We start from the raw sequence: 18,588 nt of genomic DNA, 5'->3' as shown, positions 1-18,588 counted from the left end.
GCTGTTGAAGAAGTCTCTGGCGGGATGGCAGTGGACGTGATTCTCTCGATAGTTGAATCGGGAGGCCATGATGCGGGGATCGGACGAGCGGTCTGGATCGCTCTTCAGTTACGTGGATCTTGAAGCGCGGGTTCGCCCGGATCACGCCTTACGGAAGATCCGAGAGATTGTGAACGCTGCGCTGGACGATCTATCGAAGGCATTTGCGGGGCTTTACACGGACTTTGGCCGACCCTCGATTGCACCGGAGAGGCTGCTTCGGGCGATGTTGTTGCAGGCGTTCTATGGCATCCGCTCGGAACGACAATTGATGGAGCGGCTGGAGTTCGAGCTGTTGTTCCGCTGGTTTGTCGGTCTTGGCGTGGACGATCCGGTGTGGGACCACTCGACCTTTTCCAAGAACCGCGACCGGCTGCTAGAGGGTGAGATCGCCGCTAAGTTCCTCTCCGCGGTAATGGCTCAGCCGAAAGTGAAGCGGCTATTGTCGAGCGACCACTTCTCGGTGGACGGCACGCTGATTGAGGCGTGGGCTTCGATCAAGAGCTTCCGCAGAAGGGATGGAGGCGACAACGACAGTGGGGGGCCGGGACGTAACGCTGAGCGCAGCTTCCACAAGGAGAAGCGTTCAAACAAGACGCACCAAAGCACCACCGATCCGGAGGCTCGGCTGTACAAGAAGGGCGATGGGCAGCCGGCCAAGCTCTGCTACATGGGGCATGCTCTGATGGAAAATCGCCATGGTTTGGCGGTCGGCGGCATTGTCAGCCAGGCCACCGGTACGGCCGAACGAGAGACAGCGCTGGCGTTGATTGATAATTGCCATCCCAGAGGCCGGCGGGTCACGCTCGGCGCGGACAAGGCTTATGACGTTACGCAGTTCGTGCACGACTTGAGAGAACGATCGGTGACGCCGCACATCGCAATCGACGGACACCTCAGCAAGACAGGCGTCCCGCGCAAGACGGCGGTCGATGCCCGCTCCACCCGCCATGCCGGCTACGAGATCAGCCAACGCTGCCGCAAGCGGATTGAGGAAGTGTTCGGATGGATCAAGAGTTCCGCCGGTCTGGCCAAGGTAAAGCTGCGAGGGCGCGAGCGTGTGGACGCCGTCTTTACGTTGGCGCTTGCCGCCTACAATCTGATCCGCCTGCCCAAGCTGCTGGCGGTGCAGCTATGAGCGTGCGGGGCAAATGGCGCGTCGTGGAAACGCCCGATCACGACATGGCCGGGTCGGGCTCTTACATCCTGTTCACAAACGACGGTGGCGAGTTCGCCCTGGATTGTCTCACCGGGGCAATATACGGCCGTTGCGAAGGCGATGCCGTCGAGTTCACATGGGATGGCAACGACGAGATGGAGCCCGCAAAAGGCCGTGGTTGGGCAGAAGAGCTCGCCGATGGCTCGCTCGAAGGTAAGATATGCCTCGAAGGCGGCGACGACATTCCTTTTATCGCCCGCCGATTGGCTACTTCTTCAACAGCCTGCTCTCATGTTTGCTGTCAAGGGACTCGATCAAGCGGAGCCGCTTCCGGCTGAGCGCCCGGACGCTGGACTTCGAAGGTGCCCACGGTAGGAGGCAGAGCCAAAGACGACGGTTGATCAAGCTCTCATGCGCGGGTTGGGTACCGCATGACCGTGGTTTCGTCTTGGGGCTGCCTCGGTCTAGGGGGCGAGCGTCGGCGATGCCGGCTCATAACAGGCCACGAGGATTCCCCACCGCGCCCTGCCTCCTGCCCTGGGCACCGATATGGTCGAGCAGCGCTCTTCAGGCGGCCGGCCCGAGTTGTACTTGGCGAGTGATCGCCCACAGGAAGCCGACCATCTCGCGTGCAATGGCGGTGGTGACGATCACCTTAGGTTTGCCGCTCGCCGACAAGCGGCGATAGCGGGCGCACAGCCTGACCTGGGCCTTCCAGGCGATATCGCGGATAGCTTGTGGCAGACGCTCGTTACGGTCATGGAGCTTGCGACTGACGCGGGCTTGCATGCGATAGGTCCATGCCCCCTCGATCAGAGCCCGCCTGGCCAGAGCGTTGCCAGCCTTGGTGATGCCGCCGCGTCGGATGGTGGCGCCGCTCGAATGCTCCGACGGCACGAGACCGAGAAAGGCCATCAACTGGCGGGGATTGTCGAAGCGGGAGAAGTCGCCGACCTCAGCAACCACCGTCACGGCAACGATGAAGGCGACGCCGCGCATGGCCTGCACGGCCTCAACGAATGGCGTCATCGACCATTGTGGCGCCAGCTCTTCGATCCGCTTGGTCAAGCAATCCACACGGGCCTCAGCGTCGGTCATGGCATGAATGTAGTCCTGCAGAACGATTTGGCTTGCCGGGTGATCGAAGCGCACCGTGGTGAGCCAGCGACGATAAGCCAGGGTCCACCCCTTCTTCCCGGCATAGATGCGCCCATGCCGCAGCAGGAAGCCTTGGAGATGTTGCCGCGCCTTGCCGAGCACACGCATCGCTGTGGCGCGGGCTCTCACCAAGTCGCGCATGGCCTCATGCGCCGCATCCGGAACCCACACCGCTGTCAGCTCGCCGCTCCGGTGCAGCTTGGCCAGCATCGCCGCATCGCGCCGGTCGGTTTTTATCCGATCCCCGGCCTTCATTGGGATCAGCGAGGGGGCTACCACGATGCAATTGTGCCCCAGTCCCGTCAGTTGGCGATGCAGGCCATATCCGCAGGGTCCGGCTTCGTAGCAAAAACTTACCTGCCGGTCACCCTTGCCAAGCTTCTTCGCCAGCTTGTCGATCTGATCCGCGTGATTGGGGATGATCCCGAAGTTACGAACTTCCCCGCCGCGCATCCCTTCGGCCACCGCAACCGAAATCGTCGCCTTGTGCACATCCAGCCCCACGAAAATGCTATCGTTCATCAGGCCCGCTCCCCATGCTTGAGGCTCGGCGCCGGACCATCCGGCGCAACCCTCGATAGGAGCTTGCCGCGGGGCGGGCCGCCCGTCACCTCAGAGGGCGAACATAGGGTCTAGGTCACGCGCGCGCTGCCCTCACGGGCTTGCGACCTGTTGCAGCGTGTTGAAGCGCGCCTTCTGCTCGCTGCTCAGCGTGGCGTAGAACTCGTCCAGCGCAGGTTCGACCAGCTTGGCGGCCGTCAGCATGGCCTCGAGCCGGCGCTGCATTGCCTCGAGCCGTCCGACCGGCGTTAGCGGCACATCGTTCGGGCAGGCTGCCTGCAAGTCCTGAACGCCCTTCGCCGTCGCTTCGCCCAGGCGGTCGAGCGCCTCCTTCTGCTTGCCTGCGGGGTGGAGCACGGCCTCGATCCTCTGGATCGGCAACTGGGTCAGGCTGGACTTGGGATCACCGCAGCCCTCGGCACTGGCTTGCTGCTGCTGTGACGAGCGGTCGCCGACATTGGGGCCGAGCGCGTTGAAGCGGGCCTGCTGTTCGTCACTGAGCGAGTTGTAGAACTTCTCCAGCGCCGGTCGCACGATCTTGACGGCTTCCAGCGTCGCGCTGATGCGGTTCATCATCGCGCGCAAGCGGCCAGGCGGCGTCAGTGCATAAGTCTCCGCGCAGGAATCCTTGAACACACCGGCAGCTTCGGCCGCCGCAGTCTTCAACTCGTCGAGCAGCGCGCGTTGCTCCGGCGTGGGCTGCACTGCTTTCGCGATATCGGCAAGCGGCCAAGCGGTGATGCCCTTGTCCGGCGTGCCGCACAATTGCTGTAGCGTTTGCGGGCTCACGCTGGCGCGCGGACGCGCGCGGCCACCGCCGCCGGCTTGCGGATAGTCATACGGGGTGGTGCTGGCAAAGGCGGAATAGGGGCCGCCACCGCCCCAGAACACGGTGTCGACGAAGTCGTCATACGCGTACGCCCAATAGCCGGGCTCATAAGCATAGGACCAGAACGTGTAGTCAAAAATGTCGGAGTAAGCGTATGGCCAGAACACCGGCCCAAGCCACGCCACGAATACCGCGGGATGGCGGTGACGCCAGGCCTGCCGGGGAGCCCAGCCGCTCTGGCGAGTGAGGAGGGCGGCTTGGGTCTGCGGAGCGGCCTGCTCACGGAAGCGCTCCGCAAACCGCCCGCGCTCGGCGGCCTGCACAGCGGCGGCCGTGGCGGCTCGCCCAACTGTCGTCGGCTCAGGTCCCAACCGCTGCAGGCGCGCCTGATCACTTTGCTGCAAGCGCTGTTCGCGCTGCAGCAGCCGGTTCTGCGTCTGCAGCATCTGCTCCTGCGCGCGTTGCGCCCGCAGGCCTTCCGGCTTCTGCGACTGCAGTTGCTGGACGCGCTGCTGCAAGCGGTCGATGCGGGTCTGCCGTTCTGTGCTCTGGCGCGACAGCATCTCGCGCTGCCGCTGCTCGACGTGCTGCTCGCGCTGTTGCACTCGCTGCTCGCGTTCAAGCAGCCGGCTCTGCGACTGCAGCAACCGCTGTTGCTCGCGTTGCGCCCTTGCGCCTTCTGGTGGCTTTTGCGACTGCAATTGCTGCACGCGCTGCTGCAAGCGGTCGATGCGGCCCTGGCGTTCCGCGGACTGGCGCGACAGCGTCTCGCGCGGCGGTCCCGGTCGCTCACTCACGGCCGGGGGTGCACTTGGGCGCGAGGGGGCGGCGATATGCGGCGTCCGCTGGGGTGCCATGGCCGGACGCTGCGTTGCTGCCGGCGCCCGATGGATTTCAGGCCGCGGAGCCGCCACGTGCGGCGCCGCCCGCGACGGCGGTGCAGCGAAATGTGGTGTCGGGCGGGACGGCGGTGCAGCGAAATGCGGGGTCGGGCGCGATGGCGGTGCGGCGATATGCGGCGCCGAATGTTGCGGCATGGCCGGTCGTTGCGACATGGCCGGGGGATGGAATGCCGGCGCGGCGGGACGCGCCATGGCTGGCGGCGCCGCCGGACGGGCCATGGCCGGTGGTGCTGCTGGCCGAGCTGCCGGCGCTGCGCCCGCACCGGGTGGTCCGCCCCTTCCGTGTCCCTGGCCGGGTCCTTGGGCGAACGCACTGAGGCTCGCCGACAGCATCGAGACACCAACTAAAACAGCCGTAAGGCAAAAGCCACGCGGAAGCATGATTGCAGCTCCCAGCTCGTAATCGCCCACGACGTTTCAACGCGCAGCTGGCGGAATCGTTCGTTGTTGGCCGCTTCAGGCATTGCGATCTTCCGACGCAGGCGGGCTCAAGAGAAATCCTGCGTCAGGGTGGTGGCGAGCCGCTCCAGCGCCCAGTCGACCTGGTCGCTGGTGATCACCAGCGGCGGGGCGATGCGGATCGTATGCTCATGGGTATCCTTGGCGAGGATGCCCTTGGCCTGAAGCGCCTCGCAGTAGCGGCGGGCGCGGCCGGCCTCGGGATGTAGCTCGACCGCCAGCATCAAGCCGCGTCCGCGCACCTCGCGGATCGTGTTGGCACGAATGTCCTTCAAGCCTTGCAGAAAGCGCGCGCCCTGCCTGGCCGCGTTGTCGATCATGCCTTCCTCGACCAGCACGCGGATCGCCGCGCGCGCCACCGCGCAGGCAAGCGGATTGCCGCCAAAGGTCGAGCCATGCTGCCCGGGTCTCAATGTCCCGAGCACGTCGTTGTTCGAGAGCACGGCCGACACTGGATAGAAGCCGCCGGACAAGGCCTTGCCGAGCAGCGTCACGTCCGCCTCGATTCCCTCGTGCTGTTCGGCGAGCAGCTTGCCGGTGCGGCCGAGCCCGGTCTGGATCTCGTCGAGCACCAGCATCACGTTGTTGGCGGTGCAGAGCTCCCGCACCTCAGTGAAATAGCCGGCTGGAGGAATGACGACACCGGCTTCGCCCTGGATCGGCTCGACCAGAAAGGCGACGGTGTTTGGCGTGATGGCCTCTTCCAGCGCCGCGGCGTCGCCGAACGGGATGATCCTGAAGCCAGGCGCGAACGGACCGAAATGTGTGCGTGTCTCGGGATCGGTTGAAAAGCCGACGATGCCCAGCGTGCGTCCGTGGAAATTGTTGGCGCAGACGATGATCTCGGCCTGGCCGTCCGGCACGCCCTTCACCTCATAGCCCCATTTGCGGACCGACTTGATCGCGCTTTCGACCGCCTCAGCCCCGCTGTTCATCGGCAGCACCTTGTGGGAGCCGGTGAGCGCCGCGATCTCCTCGTAGAACAAGGCGAGCTGGTCGTTGTGGAAGGCCCGCGAGGTGAGCGTCAGCCTGTGCGCCTGTTCGACCATCGCCGCCAGGATCTTGGGGTGGCAGTGGCCCTGGCTGACCGCCGAATAGGCCGAGAGGCAATCGAGATAACGGTTGCCCTCGGTATCCCAGACCCAGACTCCTTCGCCACGCGACAGGACGACCCCGATCGGCTCGTAATTACGGGCCCCAAAGCGTGCCTCCGTTGCGATGAAATCAATGACCGACACGCTCATCTGTCGCCACTCCATTGCTGCGCGCAGGGCGTCAACCGACTGCACCGGCGGCCTTCAGCTTGATCTGGGGATCGGACTATCGCCTTGGAAGCCTTCGTGCGCCCGATTGCGTGCCGCGGCCTGATTTTCCTGAAATGTCAGGTAGTTCTGCGGAGCATCAGGGCATGGTTCGCCGACCCAGGGTCTACTGTGCATGGGGTTGTTTTCGTCATTTTTGTTTGGAGGCCTCAGCCGATCGCGCAGGGCACGCTCAAAAAGCCGCGAAACCGGACCCGTCCGCCCCGGACCGGCTGCCCGCTCACGGCATAGTTCGGGAAGCGCGCCAGGAAGCGCGCGATCGCGATCGCGCCTTCCAGCCGCGCCAGTGCCATCCCGGCGCATTGATGCGCGCCGGTGGCGAAGGCGAGGTGCCGGTTCGGCGTGCGCGCGATGTCGAAGCGTTCGGGGTCCGGAAACTGCGCGGGGTCGCGGTTGGCCGCCCCAATACACAGCGTCACCGACGTGCCGGCGTCGAGCACGACGCCGCCGAGCTCGACCCGTTCGGTCGTCATGCGGTTGCCGAGCTGGTTGGAGCTCTCGTACCGCAGCATCTCCTCCACGGCGGTCTTGATCATGTCGGGGTTGTCGATCAGGCGCTGCTTCTGATCCGGGTTCCGATGCAGCGCGACGAGGCCGTTGCCGATCAGGTTGGTGGTGGTCTCGTGACCGGCATTGAGCAGGAAGATGCAATTGTGCAGCAGCTCCTTCTCCGTCAGCCGCTCGCCGTTCTCCTCGCCGCTCCCTTCTCCTTGGATCAGGCGCGTCAGCACGTCGCGCTCGGGATTGCCGGGCTTTTGGCGTCGGCGCGCGACCAGCGTCTCGAGATAGGCGAGGAAGTCCTGTACCGCCTTGTTGCCGCGCGCAGCCGCTTCGGGCGTCACCACCGGTTCGAGCGCGCCCAGGATCGCCAGCGACCAGTCGCGCAGCGGCGCGCGTTCCTCGTGAGGCACGTCGAGCAGATTGCCGATCACCTCGATCGGAATGGAGGCGGCAAAGTCCTCGATCAGCTCGCAAGCCCCCTTGGCGTCGATGGCGTCGAGCAGGCCGTCGACCAGCTTGATGAGGTCGCCCTCCATTCCGGCGATGGCGCGCGGCGATAACGCGCCCATGATCAGGCGGCGCACGCGGGTGTGAGAGGGCGGATCGTTGAAGACGAGGCTCGTGGTGTGGTGCTCGTAGAGCAGGCTGTCGCCGTATTTCGGCGCGAACTCGCGCTTCTTGTCCGAGCTGAACGATTTGGTGTTCTTGTAGGTGGTGACGAGGTCGTCATAGCGGGTCAGGAACACGGTGCCGTTCGGCAGGCGCTTGACCGGCTCGTTCTCCCGCAGTGCACGATAGGTCGGATAGGGGTTGTCGTAGAACTCAGGCGTCAGCTTCTCGAGATCGAAGCTTGCCGCCAGCTCCTTCGCATCTGCGTTCATCCCGTTATACTCGCCGGTTAAAGCCGATATGCCGTTTTTGTTGTTCTGATCGACGCACGCATGCGTCTACAGTCGCGCCGTCTTTGCTAGCCGACCGGACAGGAAAATGCACGCGCGCGCTGACGCTCCCGACACGGCCCCGAATTGGCCCGACGATATTTTCGCGACATTGCAGCGCTTCGACGTCCGGCAGGTGCCGTATGTGCCCGACGCCGGTCACTCGAAGCTGATTCAGCGCGTTCTGGCCTCCTCCACGATGCGCGGCATTGCGCTGACGACGGAGGAGGAGGGCGTGGCACTTCTCGCTGGCGCCTGGGCGGGCGGACGGCGCGGCGTGTTGCTGATGCAGTCGAGCGGCGTCGGCAATTGCATCAACATGCTGTCGCTGATCCCGATCCTGCGCTTTCCCTTCCTCACCCTCGTCACCATGCGCGGCGAGTGGGGCGAGTTCAATCCGTGGCAGGTACCGATGGGATCGACCACGCAGGGCGTGTTCGAGCTCTCCGGCGTCAAGGTGCTGCGCGCCTCGAACGCGGCCGAGGTGCCGGCCGTGTTGGAGGCGGCTGCAGCGCAGGCTTACAACGCGCTCACCCCCACCGCCGTCCTGTTGTCGCAGCGCCTGATCGGCGCCAAGGTTTTCACCAAATGAGCAAGGCCAATCTTCTCGACCGCCGCCAGGTGGTGTCCACGCTGCTCGCGGACCGAAAGGACATCGTTGCGATCGGCGGCTTAGGTGCCTCCACCAACGACATGTGCGCGGCCGGCGACCACGCGCGCAACTTCTATCTCTGGGGCGGCATGGGTGGCGCGGCGATGATCGGGCTCGGGCTCGCACTGGCGCAGCCAAAGCTGCCGGTGCTGGTCATCACCGGCGACGGCGAGATGCTGATGGGCATGGGCGGCCTCGCCACGATCGGCCTGCAAAAGCCGGCCAATCTCTCCATCGTCGTGCTCGACAACGAGGCCTATGGCGAGACCGGCGGCCAGACCAGCCATACCTCCACGGCCGCCGACCTCGTCGGCATCGCCAGGGCCTGCGGCATCGAGGACAGCCGGGCCGTCACGACCATGGCCGAGGTCGAGGCCTTCGCAAAGGCCGTCCACGACGTCTCCGTGGGCCCCCGCTTTGCCAATGTGAAGATCGACAGCGCCAGCGTCGAGCGGATCTTGCCGACCCGGGATGGGACCTACATCGTCAACCGCATCCGTGGCGACCTGGGCTTCCAGCCGATCTAGGTCCAGCCTTGCCCGGCCCCCCATCCTGCTCGTGCGCCGTGTACTCTAGCCAGTTTCCACTGAATCCAGAGGTTGCGATGCAACATATTGCTTGACTTCTGCGTGGGTGAGTGCTTACTCACTAACATGAGCTCATTGCGTATGACGAGCGACCTGAGGCGTCAATTGATCCTCGGTGCCGCGAAACGTTGCTTTGCCCGACACGGCTATAACGGCACCACGACCAAGAGCGTGGCGGCCGCCGCTGCCATTTCCGAGGCGCTGCTGTTCAAGCATTTCCCGTCCAAGGCGGCGCTCTACGCCGAGATCCTGAGCGACGAATGCGAGGCCGATCCGGCCCTGATGGAGTTGCTCGAACGGGAGCCATCGACGGCTACCCTGGTCGAGCTGATCCGCGGCATGGTCCAGCATTTCCTCGCGATCGCGGACGGGCCCGACCAGGAAGAGGCGCAGCGCCTGCGGTTGATGGCCACGAGCCATTTGGATGATGGTGAATTCGCCCGTTTGCTTTACGCCAAGATCGAGACGCTGATCGGGGCTGTCTTCGTCACTTCGCTCGAGCGCGCGATTGCGGCCGGGGACGCGCGGCCGTGTACTGGCGATCCGCTCAACCTGTTCTGGTTCGCGCATCATTCGGTGATGACCGCGGCGCTGACGAGGCTGCCAGCCGCGCCCTGTCTCGCCTACGGTAAGGCAAACGATCTGGAGCGGCAGCTCTGTGAGTTTCTCCTGAGGGGTATCGGACTTAACGACGCCGCAATTGCTTCGCATCTGAGCCACAATCAGGCGGCGGATGCCGGCAAGACGGCAATTGCAGAAAGTGCATGACATGAACATCGTAGCCGAACACAAGATTTCGGGCCAACCGATCGACAACAAGGCTCCCAAGCGTCCGGTCAGGCCGGTGCGCTGGTTCATCATCGTCGGCACGCTTCTGGCCGTGCTCGTCGGTGGTCTCGTCTGGTTCAATTATTTCCGCGGCCAGATGATCAAGCAGTTCTTCGCCAACAACAAGCCGCCGCCGGTCGCCGTCAGCGCCGCCGAGGCGAAGTCGGAGGTGGTGCCGAACCTGCTCACCGCGGTCGGCGGCCTTGCCGCCGTGCACCAGGTCGACGTCTCCGCCGACGTCAACGGTCGCGTCACCGAGATCAAGTTCGAGCCGGGTACGCGTGTCGAAGCCGGCACGCCGCTGGTGCAGCTGTTCGACACGCCCGAGCAGGGCGATCTCGCCAACTACAAGGCGCAGGCGACCGTCGCCCAGCTGTCGCTCGACCGCGCCAAGCAGCTGGCCTCGCGTCAGTTCGGTCCGCAGGCGACCGTCGACCAGGCGCAGGCCGCCTACGACCAGGCGCAGGCGGGCATCGCCAAGACCGAGGCGCTGATCTCGCAGAAGCTGGTGCGCGCGCCGTTCTCCGGCGATCTCGGCATGCGCAAGGTCGAGGTCGGCCAGTATCTGACGGCCGGCACCGCCATCGTGTCGCTGACCGATCTGTCGGAGCTTTGGGCCAACTTCACGGTGACGGAAAAGGATTCCGGCAGCCTCAAGGTTGGACAGGTTGTGCGGTTGAAGGTCGATGCCTATCCGGGCCGCACCTTCGAGGGCAAGATCACCACGATCGAGCCGCAAATCTCGACCGACACCCGCAACATCCGCGTGCAGGCGACGATTGCCAATCCGGAGAGGATCCTGAAGCCGGGCATGTTCGTGACCACCACGGTGGTGTTGCCAGACAAGCCGGCCGTGATCACCGTGCCGGAGACGGCGGTCGACTACACGCTGTACGGCGACTCGGTGTTCGTGATCACCGAGAAGAAGGAAGCGGATGGCAAGACCAGCCTCTCCGCGGTGCGCACCTTCGTGCAGACCGGCAACCGGGTCGAAGGTCGCGTCGAGATCGTCAAGGGCCTGAAGCCGGGCGACAAGGTCGTCGCCGTGGGCCAGCTCAAGCTGCAATCGGGCGCGGCGGTGTCGATCTCGACCGATCCGGCCCCGGCAATCCCGGCGCAGCCGCCGCGCTACTGACAAATACATTCACGTGATCCGGCTCGGCCGGATCACGCCTCTTGAGACATAGAAATCGAGATCGCCGCGATGGCCTTTACCGACATTTTCATCAAGCGACCGGTCCTGTCGGTCGTTGTTAGCCTGCTGATCCTGCTGATCGGCTTGCGCGCGGCGATGGTGCTGCCGATCCGGCAATATCCCAAGCTATCGAACACGGTCATCAACATCACGACCGTCTATCCCGGCGCATCCGCGGACCTGATCCAGGGCTTTATCACGACGCCGATCGAGCAGGCGGTAGCTTCCGCCGAGGGCGTCGACTACATCACCTCGTCCTCGGTGCTCGGCACCTCGACGATCCAGGTCTACATCAAGCTGAACTTCGATCCGAACCAGGCGCTCACCGAGGTGCTGGCCAAGACGAACTCGGTCAAATACCTGATCCCGAAGGAATCCAACGACCCGATCGTCACCAAGACCACGGGCCAGACCACGGCCGTGATGTATCTCGGCTTCTCGTCCGAGGAGCTATCGGGCTCGGCGATCTCGGATTATCTGACGCGCGTGGTGCAGCCGGTGCTGTCGACCGTCGACGGCGTGGCCTCGGCCGACATTCTTGGTGGTCAGACCTTCGCGATGCGGCTGTGGCTTGATCCCGTGAAGATGGCCGGCCGCAATGTGTCACCGGCCGACGTCGCCGCCGCGATCACTGCCAACAACTTCCAGTCTGCGGCGGGCCAGGCCAAGGGCTATCTCATCGTCTCGAACGTCTCGACGAATACGGGCCTGACCGACGTCAACCAGTTCAAGAAGATGATCGTCAAGGCCAAGGACGGCGGCTTCGTGCGGATGGAGGACATCGCCACCGTCGAACTTGCGGCCCAGAGCACCGATGCGAGCGTTGCCTTCAACGGCGAGCACGCGATCTTCATCGGCGTGCAGGCAACGCCGCAGGGCAATCCGCTGACGCTGGTCAAGGGCGTGCGCGCGCTGTTCCCCGAGCTCGAACGCAATTTGCCCCCGTCGATGAAGATGAAGGTCGCCTACGACTCGACCAAGTTCATCCAATCCTCAATCGACGAGGTGGAGAAGACGCTGGGCGAAGCCGTGATCATCGTGATCGTGGTCATCTTCCTGTTCCTCGCCTCGCTCCGCTCGGTCATCATTCCCGTCGTCACCATCCCGCTGTCGATGATCGGCGTCTGCACCCTGATGCTGGCGTTGGGCTTCAGCTTCAACCTCCTGACCCTGCTCGCGATGGTGCTCGCGATCGGACTTGTGGTCGACGACGCCATCGTCGTGGTGGAGAACATCCACCGCCATCTGGAGGAGGGCAAGACGCCGGTCCAGGCGTCGCTGCAGGGCGCGCGCGAAATTGTGGGGCCGGTCATCTCGATGACCATCACGCTCGCCGCCGTGTACGCGCCAATCGGCTTCCTTGGCGGTCTCACCGGTTCGCTGTTCCGCGAATTCGCGTTCACCCTGGCGGGCTCGGTGATCGTGTCGGGCGTGATCGCGCTGACGTTGTCGCCGATGATGTGCTCGGTGCTGCTCAAGAACACCGAAGAGGGCCGCTTCGCCAAGCTCGTGAACCGGGTGTTCGGTGCAATCACGAGATGGTACGGGCGCAAGCTCGATCGCTCGCTGGACTACAAGGCCATCACCGGCCTGTTCGCGGTGACGATCCTCGGGCTGGTCGGCTTCCTCTACATGCACACCTCGAAGGAGCTAGCGCCGGAGGAAGACCAGGGCATCGTGTTTGCGGTGACAAAGGCGCCGAAATACGCCAACATCGACTATGTCGATTTCTATGGCGAGAAGCTCGACAAGGAATTCCAGAAATTCCCCGAGACCGATCTGCGTTTCGTGCTGAACGGCATCAACGGCCCGCAGGGCGGCATCGCCGGCATGCTCTTGAAGCCCTGGGACGAGCGCAAGCGTTCGTCGATCCAGCTGAAGCCGCTGGTGCAGGCCGAGCTCTCAAAGATCGAGGGCGTGCAGGCTTTCGCCTTCAACCTGCCGCCGCTGCCGGGCGGACCGGGCGGTCTGCCGATCCAGATGGTGATCAACTCCACCGCCGGGTTCCAGACGGTCTATGAGCAGATGGAGAAGCTGAAGGACGCCGCGCGCAAGAGCGGCATGTTCATCGTCTCCGACAGCGACCTCGCCTACAACCAGCCGAACGTGAAGGTCACGATCGACCGCACCAAGGCGCAGGACCTCGGCGTCAACATGCAGAACCTCGGCTCTACGCTCGCGGTGCTGCTTGGCGGCAACTACATCAACCGCTTCAACCTCGAGGGCCGTTCCTACCAGGTGATCCCTCAGGTGCCGCGCGGCAAGCGTCTGTCGCCGGAATCGCTCGGCGGCTACTATGTGACGACCAACACCGGTCAGCAGCTCCCGCTGTCGACGGTGGTGTCGATCGAGACCAAGACCGACCCAAATTCGCTGACGCATTATAATCAGCTCAACTCGGCGACGTTCTCGGCCGTGCCCATGCCCGGCGTGACCGTTGGTGCGGCGGTCGACTTCCTCGAAGGCGAGGCCAAAAAGCTGCCGCAAGGCTTCAGTCACGACTATCTGGCCGATAGCAGGCAATACGTGCAGGAGGGCAACCAGCTCGCGATCACCTTCGGCTTCGCGCTGATCATCATCTTCCTGGTGCTGGCCGCGCAGTTCGAGAGCTTGCGTGACCCGCTGGTCATCATGATCTCGGTGCCGATGGCGATCGTCGGTGCGCTGATCCCGCTGTTCTTCGGCGCGGCGACGATGAACATCTACACCCAGGTCGGCCTGCTCACCCTGGTCGGCCTGATCACCAAGCACGGCATCCTGATGGTGGAGTTCGCCAACGAGCTCCAGGTCAACGAGCGGCTCGACCGCCGCTCGGCCATCGAGATGTCGGCCCGCATCCGCCTGCGGCCGATCCTGATGACCACGGCCGCGATGGTGACGGGCCTGATCCCGCTCCTGACCGCGACCGGCGCGGGCGCGGCCAGCCGCTTCTCAATCGGTCTGGTCGTCGTCGCCGGCATGTCGATCGGCACGCTGTTCACGCTGTTCGTGCTGCCGGCGGTCTACGTGGTGCTGGCGACCGACCATCGCGCGGCGGCCGATTCGGAGCGGAACAAGCAGGTGGCCGATCTCGACCTCGGCTCCGACAAGGCCCTGCGGCCGACCTGAGGCCCATCCGAGCGAATCCAGAGGGCGGCAATGGGTTGCCGCCCTTTTTCGTTCTCGGCTCCAGCAAGAGTCCGTTCCCGCGCTTGCGAGAGACAAGGTCCGGTCTTCTTGCTAGGTTCCGAGGGATGAGCCTTTCCCTCCATCCCGACACCCCGCAAGCCAGGACGCTGCCGAGCGCGGCGCCGGGGGAGGGCGCGTCCGGCGAAGCGGCGGGCCGCGGCATCAGGACCCGGCTGTTCACCAAATATGTCGCGCTGTTCGTGGCAGTGGTCGCCGTCGCGCTGCTCGCCAACGGCCTGTTCGAGGTCTTCTTCTATTATCGTGAGCACAAGGCCTCGCTGATCCGGGTCCAGCACGAGCAGGCCGAGGCAGCCGCGGCCAAGATCGGCCAGTTCGTCAAGGAGATCGAGAGCCAGCTCGGCTGGACCACGCAACTGCCCTGGTCGGGGGGCTCGATCGAGCAGCGCCGCTTCGACGCGCTGCGGCTGCTCCGCCAAGTGCCTGCCGTCACCGAGCTCGCCCAGGTGGATTCGACCGGCAAGGAGCGGTTGCGCGTCTCGCGGCTGGCGATGAATGCGATCGACAGCGGGATCGACCTGTCGAACGATCCGAAATTCACCGAAGCGCTCGCACACAAGGTCTATTATGGACCGGTCTATTTCCGCCGGGAGTCCGAACCCTACATGACGCTGGCGCTGGGCGGCGCGCGCAAAGATGCCGGCGTCAGCATCGCCGAGGTCAATCTCAAGCTGATCTGGGACGTCGTGTCGCAAATCAAGGTCGGCGAGCACGGGCATGCGTATGTGGTCGGACCGGAAGGGCGCCTGATAGCTCATCCCGATATCAGCCTGGTCCTACGCAACACCGACATGTCGGGTCTTGCGCAAGTGCGCGCCGCGCAGGCCGGCAGTGGCCCCACCTCCGACGCGCTTCCCGAAGCGCGCAATATCCAGGGGCAAACGGTGTTGACCGCATCGGCCCCGATCGCGCCGCTGGGCTGGACCATGTTCGTAGAGCTTCCTGTCGAGGAGGCCTATGCCGCGCTTTATGCCTCGTTGCAGCGGCTCGCGATCGTGCTGCTGGCGGCTTCGATTTTCGCGGTGCTTGCGGGGATCTTTCTCGCGCGCCGCATGGTCGGGCCGATCCAGGCGCTGCGCAGCGGCGCCGAGCGGATCGGCGGCGGCGACTTCTCCCAGCGCATCTCGATCAAGACCGGCGACGAACTCGAAGGCCTCGCCAACCAGTTCAACGAGATGGGCGCGCGCTTGCAGGAATCCTATGCCGACCTCGAAAACAAGGTCGAACGGCGCACAGCGGAATTGAGCGAGTCCCTGCAGCAGCAGACTGCGACCGCCGACGTGTTGAAAGTCATCAGCCGTTCGGCGTTCGACCTGCAAGCCGTGCTGAACACGCTTGTTGGCTCGGCAGCTCGCTTGTGTGACGCGGACGAGGGGACGATTTTCCGGCCCAACGATGGCGTTTTCTATTTGACGGCAAGCTGCGGACTCGACGCGGAACAGGAAAACAAGCTTCGGACATTCGCCTCCGTGCCTGAACGGGGAAGTGTAGTCGGCCGCACGCTGCTCGATGGCAAGACGGTTCATGTCCCGGATGTGCAGGCCGACCCGGAATATGCGCCCTCGTCCGCCCGAAGGCGCGCCAACGTGCGTACGATGCTGGGTGTGCCCCTGCTTCGAGAGGGAGCACCGATCGGGGTGTTCGTTCTGACACGACACGAGGTGCGGCCGTTTAGCGCGAAGCAGATCGAACTCGCTACGACCTTCGCAGACCAGGCCCTTATCGCGATCGAGAATGTCCGATTGTTCGAAGAGGTCCAGGAACGGACCAGAGAGTTGTCGCAGTCGCTCGACGACCTCCGCGCCGCCCAGGATCGCCTGATCCAGACCGAGAAGCTCGCCTCCCTCGGCCAGCTCACGGCGGGCATCGCCCACGAGATCAAGAACCCGCTCAATTTCGTCAACAACTTCTCCGCGGTGTCGACCGAGCTGATCGACGAGCTCAAGGAGACCCTGCAGTCGGCCGCGCTCGATGGCAAGACGAAGGAGGGGGTCGAAGAGCTGACCGGCATGCTCAGGGCCAATCTCGAGAAGGTGGTGCAGCACGGCAAACGCGCCGACTCCATCGTCAGGAACATGCTGCTGCATTCGCGCGAGGGCTCCGGCGAGCATCGCGCGGTGGATATCAATGCAGTCGTGGAGGAGAGCCTCAATCTGGCCTACCACGGCGCGCGTGCCGAAAGACCGGCCTTCAACGTCACGCTTCAGCGCGAGCTCGACCCGGCCGCCGGCATGGTCGATATCTATCCGCAGGAGATCACGCGCGTCTTGCTCAACCTGATCTCCAACGGCTTCTATGCCACTGCCAAGCGCAAGGAGAGTGCGGGCGAGGCGTTCGAGCTGACCTTGCGTGCGGCAACGAAGAACCTCGGCGACAGGGTCGAGATCCGGATCCGCGACAACGGCACCGGGATTCCGCCCGAGGTGAAGCAGAAGATGTTCAATCCATTCTTCACCACCAAGCCGGCCGGCGAGGGCACCGGGCTCGGCCTTTCCATGAGCCATGACATCGTCGTGAAACAGCACGGCGGCACGATCGACGTGAACACCGAGCCCGGTGTATTCACCGAATTCATCATCACGCTGCCGCGCACGATGGCGGCAGGCGGAACTACTGGAGACGAGACTTGAACGTTTACATCCTGGTCGTCGATGACGAGCCCGACGTCGAGGCGCTGTTCCGGCAGCAGTTCCGGCGGGAGCTGCGCGTGGGACGCTTCCAGATGGAATTTGCGTCCTCTGCGCCCGATGCACTCAAGCGCGCCGCCGAGGTTCGCGATCCCTCGCTGATCCTGATTCTCTCGGATATCAACATGCCCGGCATGAGCGGGCTCGACATGCTGCCGAAGGTACGTGCCGCGCATCCGGACGTTCCCGTCATCATGATCACTGCCTATGGCGACGCCGAAACGCGCCGCAAGGCGATCGAGCGCGGAGCCGTCGGGCTCCTGACCAAGCCGATCGACTTTGCGCTGCTGCGGCAGGAGATCGACACGAGGCTCGAGCAAGCCGCATGACTGCGACCATCCTCTTCGTCGATGACGAGCCGGACCTTGAGGCGCTGATCCTGCAAAAATTCCGCAGGCAGATCCGGGAGGGGCGCATCGATATCATGTTCGCGCGCGACGGCCTCGAGGCGCTGCAATCGCTCGAACAAAATCCGCATGTCGATATGGTGGTCTCCGACATCAACATGCCCAGGATGGACGGACTGTCGCTGCTCGCGAAGCTCCAGGAGGCCGAGGAGAAGAAGTCGACCATCATCGTCTCCGCCTATGGCGACATGAGCAACATCCGCACCGCCATGAATCGCGGCGCATTCGACTTCCTCACCAAGCCGATCGATTTCGCCGATTTGGAAGCCACGATCGATAAAACCATTCGCCACGTCGAGATGCTGCGCGAGGTGCGGCGGCGCCAGATGGAGGCCGAGCGCGCCCATGCGTCGCTGTCGCGCTTCTTCTCGCCCGAGATCGCCAGGCGCCTGGCGGCGGATGTCGCCGGCGACGGCATGGACGTGCAGTGGCGCGAGGTCGCGACCATCTTCACCGACATCACCGGCTTCACGTCACTGGTGGAGAGCGCGGCGCCCCAGATGCTCGGCGAGCTCCTCAATGAATATGTCGGCGGTATGACCGAGATCGTCTTCGCGCATGAGGGGACGGTCACGAAAATCATCGGCGATGCGATCCAGGTGCTCTTCAACGCGCCGGGGGACCAGCCGGATTATGCGACGCGTGCGGTCGCCTGCGCCCATGATCTCGATGCCTGGGCGGAGGACTTCTCGGCGCGTTGGAGGGCGAGAGGCGTGAATTTCGGGACCACGCGGATTGGCGTGCATGCGGGCCCGGCGCTGGTCGGCAATTTCGGCGGCAATCGCTTCTTCGACTACACCGCCTACGGCGACACCATCAATATCGCGGCGCGGCTGGAGGCTGCCAACAAGCATCTGGGAACGCGCATTTGCGTCAGCGCCAGCGTCGCCAAGTCGGCTGAAAACTTCCAAGGCCGCCCCATAGGCGAGCTGATGCTGCGCGGACGCAGCGAGCCGCTGCGCGCGTTCGAACCGCTGCCGCAGGCCAAATTCGAAGCGCCTGAGACGGCGCTATATTCGGAGGCTTTTGCCAAGATGGAGGCCGGCGATGCCGCCGCTATGCCGGCCTTTGCTGCGCTGGTCGGCATGCACGCCGACGATCCCCTGGCCGGCTTTCACCTAAGACGCCTGCTCAACGGCGCCAAGGGCATTCGCATGCAACTGGAATAGGAGTCTGTC

The 18,588-nt window shown here is 64.2% G+C and carries 14 protein-coding genes; 10 read left to right on the top strand and 4 right to left on the bottom strand.

Features of this window, described 5'->3' with window-relative positions:
• The first annotated feature begins 70 nt into the window (after positions 1-70).
• A complete protein-coding gene (locus ACNJX8_RS28920) occupies positions 71-1,177 on the top strand; it encodes an IS5 family transposase (RefSeq protein WP_439361995.1) in 1,107 nt (368 codons plus the stop codon).
• A complete protein-coding gene (locus tag ACNJX8_RS28915) occupies positions 1,174-1,536 on the top strand; it encodes a hypothetical protein (protein WP_128943089.1) in 363 nt (120 codons plus the stop codon). Before ACNJX8_RS28920 ends, ACNJX8_RS28915 begins: the two co-directional genes overlap by 4 nt.
• 229 nt (positions 1,537-1,765) lie before the next feature.
• Here the strand turns inward: ACNJX8_RS28915 and ACNJX8_RS28910 are convergent, their stop codons facing one another.
• The 4 genes from ACNJX8_RS28910 to ACNJX8_RS28895 all read right to left on the bottom strand — a co-directional run bounded on the left by ACNJX8_RS28910 (position 1,766) and on the right by ACNJX8_RS28895 (position 7,811).
• The gene (locus tag ACNJX8_RS28910) at positions 1,766-2,878 is read right to left on the bottom strand and encodes an IS110 family transposase (RefSeq protein ID WP_128943091.1); all 1,113 of its coding nucleotides are present in this window, start codon (positions 2,876-2,878) and stop codon (positions 1,766-1,768) included.
• A 132-nt stretch (positions 2,879-3,010) separates the two neighbouring features.
• Positions 3,011-4,468, bottom strand: coding sequence for a Spy/CpxP family protein refolding chaperone (locus ACNJX8_RS28905; RefSeq protein WP_439357574.1), 1,458 nt, complete (start codon positions 4,466-4,468; stop codon positions 3,011-3,013).
• A 668-nt stretch (positions 4,469-5,136) separates the two neighbouring features.
• Positions 5,137-6,351, bottom strand: coding sequence for an ornithine--oxo-acid transaminase (gene rocD / locus ACNJX8_RS28900; RefSeq protein WP_439357573.1), 1,215 nt, complete (start codon positions 6,349-6,351; stop codon positions 5,137-5,139).
• A gap of 227 nt (positions 6,352-6,578) precedes the next feature.
• Positions 6,579-7,811: a cytochrome P450 gene (locus ACNJX8_RS28895; RefSeq protein WP_439357572.1), complete on the bottom strand. Its 1,233-nt coding sequence runs from the start codon at positions 7,809-7,811 to the stop codon at positions 6,579-6,581.
• Positions 7,812-7,917: 106 nt separating this feature from the next.
• Between ACNJX8_RS28895 and ACNJX8_RS28890 the strand changes: the two genes are divergently transcribed.
• From ACNJX8_RS28890 to ACNJX8_RS28855, 8 genes are all read left to right on the top strand, one after another.
• Complete coding sequence (locus ACNJX8_RS28890; protein WP_439357571.1) at positions 7,918-8,460, top strand: phosphonopyruvate decarboxylase; 543 nt, start codon at positions 7,918-7,920, stop codon at positions 8,458-8,460.
• Positions 8,457-9,047 carry a thiamine pyrophosphate-dependent enzyme gene (locus tag ACNJX8_RS28885; protein ID WP_128944915.1) on the top strand — a complete coding sequence of 197 codons (591 nt, stop codon included), beginning with the start codon at positions 8,457-8,459 and terminating at the stop codon, positions 9,045-9,047. Before ACNJX8_RS28890 ends, ACNJX8_RS28885 begins: the two co-directional genes overlap by 4 nt.
• 141 nt (positions 9,048-9,188) lie before the next feature.
• The gene (locus ACNJX8_RS28880) at positions 9,189-9,875 is read left to right on the top strand and encodes a TetR/AcrR family transcriptional regulator (protein ID WP_164939989.1); all 687 of its coding nucleotides are present in this window, start codon (positions 9,189-9,191) and stop codon (positions 9,873-9,875) included.
• Between the two features lies 1 nt (position 9,876).
• Positions 9,877-11,070 carry an efflux RND transporter periplasmic adaptor subunit gene (locus ACNJX8_RS28875; RefSeq protein ID WP_249760456.1) on the top strand — a complete coding sequence of 398 codons (1,194 nt, stop codon included), beginning with the start codon at positions 9,877-9,879 and terminating at the stop codon, positions 11,068-11,070.
• Positions 11,071-11,139: 69 nt separating this feature from the next.
• Positions 11,140-14,238, top strand: a complete 3,099-nt coding sequence (locus ACNJX8_RS28870) for a MexW/MexI family multidrug efflux RND transporter permease subunit (protein ID WP_128935129.1) — start codon at positions 11,140-11,142, stop codon at positions 14,236-14,238.
• Between the two features lie 125 nt (positions 14,239-14,363).
• Entirely contained in the window at positions 14,364-16,946 is a 2,583-nt protein-coding gene (locus ACNJX8_RS28865; protein WP_439357570.1) for an ATP-binding protein, read from the top strand.
• On the top strand, positions 16,943-17,332 hold the full coding sequence (locus ACNJX8_RS28860; protein ID WP_439357569.1) for a response regulator: 390 nt from the start codon (positions 16,943-16,945) through the stop codon (positions 17,330-17,332). The genes ACNJX8_RS28865 and ACNJX8_RS28860 overlap by 4 nt, the downstream gene beginning before the upstream one ends.
• Positions 17,329-18,579, top strand: coding sequence for an adenylate/guanylate cyclase domain-containing protein (locus ACNJX8_RS28855; RefSeq protein WP_439357568.1), 1,251 nt, complete (start codon positions 17,329-17,331; stop codon positions 18,577-18,579). The genes ACNJX8_RS28860 and ACNJX8_RS28855 overlap by 4 nt, the downstream gene beginning before the upstream one ends.
• The last annotated feature ends 9 nt before the right edge of the window (positions 18,580-18,588 follow it).

The organism is Bradyrhizobium sp. SPXBL-04 (genome assembly GCF_051853035.1).
Taxonomy (GTDB): domain Bacteria; phylum Pseudomonadota; class Alphaproteobacteria; order Rhizobiales; family Xanthobacteraceae; genus Bradyrhizobium; species Bradyrhizobium zhanjiangense.
The sequence above is the reverse complement of the archived record's forward strand: the minus strand, read 5'-3'. Positions and strand labels throughout refer to the sequence as shown.

Excerpts from the sequence above, each read along its gene's own strand:
- ACNJX8_RS28915 (WP_128943089.1), top strand. The coding sequence starts at position 1,174 with ATGAGCGTGCGGGGCAAATGGCGCGTCGTGGAAACGCCCGATCACGAC.
- ACNJX8_RS28890 (WP_439357571.1), top strand. The coding sequence starts at position 7,918 with ATGCACGCGCGCGCTGACGCTCCCGACACGGCCCCGAATTGGCCCGAC.
- ACNJX8_RS28895 (WP_439357572.1), bottom strand. The coding sequence starts at position 7,811 with ATGAACGCAGATGCGAAGGAGCTGGCGGCAAGCTTCGATCTCGAGAAG.
- rocD (WP_439357573.1), bottom strand. The coding sequence starts at position 6,351 with ATGAGCGTGTCGGTCATTGATTTCATCGCAACGGAGGCACGCTTTGGG.
- ACNJX8_RS28910 (WP_128943091.1), bottom strand. The coding sequence starts at position 2,878 with ATGAACGATAGCATTTTCGTGGGGCTGGATGTGCACAAGGCGACGATT.
- ACNJX8_RS28865 (WP_439357570.1), top strand. The coding sequence starts at position 14,364 with ATGAGCCTTTCCCTCCATCCCGACACCCCGCAAGCCAGGACGCTGCCG.
- ACNJX8_RS28880 (WP_164939989.1), top strand. The coding sequence starts at position 9,189 with ATGACGAGCGACCTGAGGCGTCAATTGATCCTCGGTGCCGCGAAACGT.
- ACNJX8_RS28885 (WP_128944915.1), top strand. The coding sequence starts at position 8,457 with ATGAGCAAGGCCAATCTTCTCGACCGCCGCCAGGTGGTGTCCACGCTG.
- ACNJX8_RS28920 (WP_439361995.1), top strand. The coding sequence starts at position 71 with ATGCGGGGATCGGACGAGCGGTCTGGATCGCTCTTCAGTTACGTGGAT.
- ACNJX8_RS28870 (WP_128935129.1), top strand. The coding sequence starts at position 11,140 with ATGGCCTTTACCGACATTTTCATCAAGCGACCGGTCCTGTCGGTCGTT.
- ACNJX8_RS28875 (WP_249760456.1), top strand. The coding sequence starts at position 9,877 with ATGAACATCGTAGCCGAACACAAGATTTCGGGCCAACCGATCGACAAC.
- ACNJX8_RS28855 (WP_439357568.1), top strand. The coding sequence starts at position 17,329 with ATGACTGCGACCATCCTCTTCGTCGATGACGAGCCGGACCTTGAGGCG.